The organism is Amycolatopsis sp. NPDC045836 (genome assembly GCF_056431745.1).
This window is the reverse complement of sequence record NZ_JBWKKF010000006.1, coordinates 283,016-289,456: the sequence shown is the minus strand read 5'-3', so window position 1 is coordinate 289,456 and position 6,441 is coordinate 283,016. Positions and strand designations below refer to the sequence as shown.

Genomic DNA, 6,441 nt, shown 5'->3' with positions numbered 1-6,441 from the left:
TCGTCGGCGGCGACGGGTTATCAGTCTGCGTTCGGGGATGAGCCGGAGTCGCGGTCTGTGGCGGCTACCGGTTATCACTCTGCGTTGGAGGATGAGTCGGAGTCGCGGTCGTCGGCGGCGACGGGTTATCAGTCTGCGTTCGGGGATGAGCCGGAGTCGCGGTCTGTGGCGGCTACCGGTTATCACTCTGCGTTGGAGGATGAGCCGGAGTCGCGGTCGTCGGCGGCCACCGGTTACCAGCCCGCGTTCGAGGATGACTCCGAATCGCGGTCGTCGGCGGCTGCCGGTTATCAGCCTTCGTTCGACGCCGAGGCGACGCGTTCCTTCCAGCCGGCCCCGGAGCCGGAGTCCTCGGCGACCGGGTACCAGACCGCGTACGAGCAGGTTCAAGATCCGCGCGAAATCCACGTGCCGATCCGTGAAGCGGATGAACCCGAGCCCATCCAGTCGGACATCGAGTTGCGGTCGCACTACGAGGACGACGCGCCCGAGCACGAATCCGTGGAGCAGAGCTGGTTCTCCCGCGGGCAGACCGAGGAAACCAGGTACTACAACGGCAGCGGCCTCCTCGACGAGGAGCGTCCCGCCAGCCTGTTCACCCCGGCCCCCGAGGACGACCTGCCGTCGTACGAGGAGGAGCTGGCCGCCGAGCGCACCCAGGTGCTGCCCAAGCGCCAGCCGCGGACGCCCCCGCCGGGTGGGTTCGACCCGCCGCGGCCGATCGAGCCGTCGGTGCGCCAGGTCGAACGCCGGGAGCCCGCACCGGAACACGGGCAGAACAGCGGATCGCTGTTCGAACCCGCGGTGGCCCCGGGGAGCAACATCCCGGAACCCCCGCCAGCCAGGGAGTTCGAGCCGGAGCTGTCCGTGCCGGTCGGCCCGTTCGGACCCGGCTCCGCCATGCCGAAGCCGGGTGGTGGCCGCCCCGCCGACGAATTCGGCGTCAAGGCCAGCGTGACGGCCCTGCGTTACTGCACCGAGGACTCACCGCAGTTCCCGCGCATGGTCGCCGAGGTCTGGTTCCGCACCGCGGCCGACGCCGAGCGGGTCGGGTTCCGCCCGCTCGGCTGAGCCACGGCCAAGAAGGACTCAGACCACGGTCCAGGTGTCCTTGCCGCGCAGCAGGCCCTGCAGGTCCGGCTTCTTCGCCGCCGTGGCCTGCTCCACCTGGGCACGGGCCTGGTCGTCGTAGGTGGGCCGGGAGACCTGGCGCAGCACGCCGATCGGCGTGTGGTTCAGGTTCTGGTCACCGATGCGCGACAGCGCGAACGCGTAGCTGGTGTCCTGGATGGCCGGGTCGTGCACGACGAGGTTGTCCTCGCCGATCTCGCTGACCTTGGCCACTTCCAGCCCGCCCCAGCCGCCGCGGGTGACCCCGAACTCGTTCTCCGGCCCGAACCGGATCGGCTCGCCCGCCTTCAGCGGGATCAGCCTGCGCTGCGCCTCGTCCTTGTCCTTGAGCACCTCGAACGCGCCGTCGTTGAAGATCGGGCAGTTCTGGTAGATCTCCACCAGCGCCGAACCGCGGTGCTCGGCGGCGGCCCGCAGCACCTCGGTCAGCCCCTTGCGGTCGGAGTCCAGCGCCCGGCCGACGAACGAGGCTTCGGCGCCGATGGCCAGCGACAGCGGGTTGAACGGGGTGTCCAAGCTGCCCATCGGGGTGGACTTGGTGACCATGCCGGGGCCCGAGGTCGGCGAGTACTGACCCTTGGTCAGCCCGTAGATCCGGTTGTTGAACAGCAGGATTTTCAGGTTCACGTTGCGGCGCAGGGCGTGGATCAGGTGGTTGCCGCCGATGGAGAGCGCGTCGCCGTCGCCGGTGACCACCCACACCGACAGGTCCGGCCGGGTGGTGGCCAGCCCGGTGGCGATGGCCGGGGCCCGCCCGTGGATCGAGTGCATGCCGTAGGTGTTCAGGTAGTACGGGAACCGCGACGAGCAGCCGATGCCCGAGATGAACACGATGTTCTCGCGCTTGAGGCCCAGCGTCGGCAGGAACGACTGCACGGCGTTGAGCACCACGTAGTCACCGCAGCCGGGGCACCAGCGGACTTCCTGGTCGCTCTTGTAGTCCTTGGCCTTCTGCGGTTCGCCGGTGGTCGGCACGCCGTCGAGGCCGCCGAGCGTGGGCAAGCCGAGGTCGATCGCGGTCATTGGCCCGCTACCCCCTTGATGATGTCGGTGAAGACGCCCTGCAGTTCCTCCGCCTTGAACGGCAGCCCGGCGACCTTGGTGTAGGAGTGCACGTCGACGAGGTACTTGGCGCGGAGCACGGTGGCCAGCTGGCCGAGGTTCATCTCCGGCAGCACCACGGTGTCGTAGGAGTTCAGGATGTCGCCGAGGTTGCCCGGCAACGGGTTGAGGTGCCGCAGGTGCGCCTGCGCGATGGCCATGCCCTGCTTGCGCACGCGGCGGCAGGCCGCGCCGATCGGGCCGTACGAGGAACCCCAGCCGATGGCCAGCACCCGCGCCTTCCCCCCGCTGGGGTCGTCGACCACCAGGTCGGGCACGTCGATGCCGTCGACCTTGGCCTGGCGCAGCCGGACCATCTTGTCGTGGTTGTCCGGGTCGTAGGAGATGTGCCCGGTGCCGTCGGCCTTCTCCAGCCCGCCGATGCGGTGCTGCAGCCCGGCCGTGCCGGGGACCGCCCAGGCGCGGGCCAGCGTCTCGGGATCGCGGACGTACGGCCAGAACTCGCCGGAACCGTCGGTGGCGTTCGGCTCCCGCGCGAATTCGACCTTCAGGTCCGGCAGGCTCTCCACGTCCGGGATCAGCCACGGCTCGCTGCCGTTGGCGATCGCGCCGTCGGAGAGCAGCAGCACCGGCGTGCGGTACTTCAGCGCGATCCGGGTGGCCTCGATGGCGGCGTCGAAGCAGTCGGCCGGGGTCTGCGGCGCGATCACCGGCACCGGGCTCTCGCCGTTGCGGCCGTAGAGCGCCTGCAGCAGGTCGGCCTGCTCGGTTTTGGTCGGCAGCCCGGTGGACGGGCCACCGCGCTGCACGTCCACCACCACCAGCGGCAGTTCGGTCATCACGCCGAGGCCGATGGTCTCCGACTTCAGCGCCACGCCGGGGCCGGAGGTGGAGGTGACGCCCAGCGCACCGCCGTAGGAGGCGCCGAGCGCGGCGCCGATGCCGGCGATCTCGTCCTCGGCCTGGAAGGTCAGGATGCCGAAGTTCTTGTGCCTGGACAGCTCGTGCAGCACGTCCGAAGCCGGGGTGATCGGGTAGGTGCCGAGCAGGATCGGCAGCCCGGACCGCTGCCCGGCGGCGACCAGCCCGTAGGCCAGCGCGGTGTTGCCGGTGATCTGGCGGTAGGTGCCCTTGGCCAGCTTGGCCGGGGCGACCTCGAAGGTGGTGGCGAAGGACTCGGTGGTCTCGCCGTAGTTCCAGCCGGCGCGGAAGGCGAGGATGTTGGCTTCGGCGATGTCCGGCTTCTTGGCGAACTTCTCGCGCAGGAACGCCTCGGTGCCCTCGGTGGGCCGGTGGTACATCCAGGACAGCAGCCCGAGCGCGAACATGTTCTTCGCGCGCTCGGCGTCCTTCTTCGACAGCCCGGTCTCCTCCAGCGCCCCGCGGGTGAGCGTGGACATGGCCACCTTGTGCACCTGGAACGGGGCGAGGGTGTCGTCCTCGAGCGGGTTGCCGTCGTAACCGACCTTGGTCATGTTGCGGCCGGAGAACTCGTCGGTGTTGACGATCACCGTCCCACCGTGTGGAACATCGCTCAGGTTCGCCTTGAGCGCGGCGGGGTTCATCGCCACCAGCACGTCCGGCCGGTCGCCGGGGGTGAGGATGTCGTAGTCGGCGAAGTGCACCTGGAAGCTGGAGACGCCGGGGATGGTGCCCTGCGGTGCGCGGATCTCGGCCGGGAAGTTCGGCATGGTGGACAGGTCGTTGCCGAAGGCGGCGGCCTCCGAGGTGAACCTGTCCCCGGTCAGCTGCATCCCGTCCCCGGAGTCACCGGCGAAGCGGATGACCACCCGGTCCAGCTTGCTGATCTCGGTCTGCCTGGCCGGCGACAGCGCGGTCAGTGCGTCTGCGCCGTTGCCGTTCGCACTCGTGCTCATGGGTCAGGGATTCCCTCTCTCCCGACTGGCAGTGCCTTGCACCGGGAACTCGACGATGCCGCCTCTGCCTCAAGGCTACTTGGAGAGCTTCTGGTGCATCTCGTGGTGTGAGCCGACTTACCTGTGACTTATGGTAACAGGTACTTGGGGTAGCCCCGCGTGTGCCCGGTCACGCCCTACTTCCTAGCGCCACCCGCTGAAATCCCGCTGATGCGCTGCTGCAGCCGCCGCAGCCGGTCGGCGAACTCGGGCGAGGCCAAAGAGACCAGTTGAGGCGCTATTTCGAGCTCGACGGCCGCATCGTGGAACGGTTCCGCCGCGGTCTCGCGCATCGTCGCCTTCGTCGCGATGACGAGTTCGCGTGGTGCTTCGGCGGCGGGCGCGGCGAGTTCCAGCGCGGCTTCGAGAAGTTGTCCGTGGTCGCCGTCGACCGTCCGCATGGTGAGACGAGCGGCTTCGGCGGCGGCCGCGTCGAGCACTTCGCCGAACAGGGTCATGGCGATCGCCCGCTGCCTGCCGACGGCCCGCTGGAGCATCCAGGTCATGCCGCCGCCGGGGTGCAGGCCGAGTTCGAGGAACCGGGCGACGAACTTCGCCCGCGGACCGGCCAGCCGGACGTCGGCGGCCAGCGCCAGGTTCAGCCCGGCGCCGACGGCGGACCCGCCGACCGCGGCGATGGTCGGCAGCGAGCACCGGGCCACCGAGAGGAAGCCCTCGTAGATCGCCCGCAGCCCGGCTTCCTTCGCCTCGCCCAGCGCGGACAGGTCGGCGCCGGCGCAGAACCCCGGCGGCGCGCCGGTGACCACCACGGCGTGGGTGCCTTCGTCGGCCTCGGCACGGGCGACCGCGGCGGCCAGCTGGGCGGAAAGGTCCAGCGTGAGCGCGTTGCGGGTGTCCGGGGCGTCGATGGTGAGCACGGCGACCTTGCCTGCCTGTTCGCTGCGGATCATCCGTCCATCATGCGCCCGGGTTGGGCGGGCGCTCCAGCAACCTCGACAACACCACGGTGGACACCGTGCGGTCGATGATCTCCAAGCCGCGCAAGCGTTCCAGCGCGGTTTCCAGCTGGTGGATGTCCGCCGCCCGCAGGTGCACGATGGCGTCGGCGGCCCCGGTCACGGTGTAGGCGGCGACCACCTCCGGCAGCGGTTCCAGCCGGGCCCTGATGCGTGCCGGGGCGACGTTGCCCTGGCAGTGCACCTCGACGAAGGCCTCGGTGCCCCAGCCGAGCGCCTCCGGGTTGACCACCGCGGTGAACCCCTTGAGCACCCCGGTCTCCAGCAGCCGGTCGACCCGGCGCTTGACCGCGGGCGCGGACAGGCCGACCACCTTGCCGATCTCGGCGTAGCTGGATCGCGCGTTGGTCACCAGACACGAAACGATCCGCTGGTCGATGGTGTTCATTCGCAATGTTTAGCACGAATATGCGCAAGGAACGTCGATTGCTTGCGCAGTCAGCGCGCCCTTACCTTGGCCCCATGACGGTTGTGGATCAGGTCGTTCCGGACGCGGTGCGCGTGCCGACCACGCGGCGGTACCTCATGTGCGAGCCGCGGTACTTCGCGGTCGAGTACTCGATCAACCCCTGGATGGACCCGAGCCGGCCGGCGAGCGCGGCCCGTGCCGTCGAGCAGTGGCGGGAGCTGCGGGACACCTACCGCCGCCTCGGGCACACCGTCGAGGAGATCACCCCGCAGCCCGGCCTGCCGGACATGGTGTTCTCGGCCAACTCCGGCACGGTGATCGACGGCCGGGTGCTCGGCTCGCGCTTCCGCGCGCCGCAGCGGGCCGCCGAAGCCGAGCACTTCCGCCGCTGGTTCGTCGAGCACGGCTACCGCGACCTGACCATGCCGTCCAAGGTCAACGAGGCCGAGGGCGACTTCGCCTGGACCGGCCGCTTCCTGCTCGCGGGCACCGGCTTCCGCACCGATCCCGAGGCACACGGCGAAGCGCAGGAAGTGCTGGGCGTGCCGGTGGTCTCGCTGCGGCTGATCGACCCGAAGTACTACCACCTCGACACCGCGCTCTTCGTGCTCTCGGAGGCGACCGACAGCAGGCCGGCGCAGCTCGCCTACTACCCGGGGGCCTTCTCGGCGGGTTCGCTGCGGGTGCTGCGGCGGATGTTCCCGGACGCGGTGGAAGCGACCGCCGCCGACGCCGAGTGCTTCGGTCTCAACGCCGTCTCGGACGGCCGCAACGTGGTGCTGCCGGTGGAGGCGACCGCACTGGGCGACCGCCTGGCCGAACGCGGCTACGAACCGGTCTACGTCGACATCTCCGAGCTGCGCAAGGCCGGTGGCGGCCCCAAGTGCTGCACGATGGAGATCCGCAAGTAGCGCTCAGGCCAGCAGCAGCACCGCGGCGGCCGCGG

Annotated in this window: 6 protein-coding genes; 2 read left to right on the top strand and 4 right to left on the bottom strand. The window is 69.9% G+C overall.

Annotated features, from left to right (window positions below):
- The first annotated feature begins 192 nt into the window (after positions 1 to 192).
- On the top strand, positions 193 to 1,071 hold the full coding sequence (locus AC07EG_RS13455; RefSeq protein ID WP_478253353.1) for a sunset domain-containing protein: 879 nt from the start codon (positions 193 to 195) through the stop codon (positions 1,069 to 1,071).
- 18 nt (positions 1,072 to 1,089) lie between these two features.
- On the opposite strand, the gene AC07EG_RS13450 is transcribed toward AC07EG_RS13455, so the two are convergent.
- From AC07EG_RS13450 to AC07EG_RS13435, 4 genes are all read right to left on the bottom strand, one after another.
- Entirely contained in the window at positions 1,090 to 2,154 is a 1,065-nt protein-coding gene (locus AC07EG_RS13450; RefSeq protein WP_478253352.1) for a 2-oxoacid:ferredoxin oxidoreductase subunit beta, read from the bottom strand.
- Positions 2,151 to 4,070 (bottom strand): 2-oxoacid:acceptor oxidoreductase subunit alpha, encoded by a 1,920-nt coding sequence (locus tag AC07EG_RS13445; RefSeq protein WP_478253351.1) that lies wholly within the window; start codon positions 4,068 to 4,070, stop codon positions 2,151 to 2,153. Before AC07EG_RS13445 ends, AC07EG_RS13450 begins: the two co-directional genes overlap by 4 nt.
- 176 nt (positions 4,071 to 4,246) lie before the next feature.
- Complete coding sequence (locus AC07EG_RS13440) at positions 4,247 to 5,020, bottom strand: enoyl-CoA hydratase (RefSeq protein WP_478253350.1); 774 nt, start codon at positions 5,018 to 5,020, stop codon at positions 4,247 to 4,249.
- A 7-nt stretch (positions 5,021 to 5,027) separates the two neighbouring features.
- On the bottom strand, positions 5,028 to 5,474 hold the full coding sequence (locus AC07EG_RS13435) for an Lrp/AsnC family transcriptional regulator (protein ID WP_478253349.1): 447 nt from the start codon (positions 5,472 to 5,474) through the stop codon (positions 5,028 to 5,030).
- 74 nt (positions 5,475 to 5,548) lie between these two features.
- Between AC07EG_RS13435 and ddaH the strand changes: the two genes are divergently transcribed.
- On the top strand, positions 5,549 to 6,406 hold the full coding sequence (gene ddaH / locus AC07EG_RS13430; RefSeq protein WP_478253348.1) for a dimethylargininase: 858 nt from the start codon (positions 5,549 to 5,551) through the stop codon (positions 6,404 to 6,406).
- Positions 6,407 to 6,441: the final 35 nt, after the last annotated feature.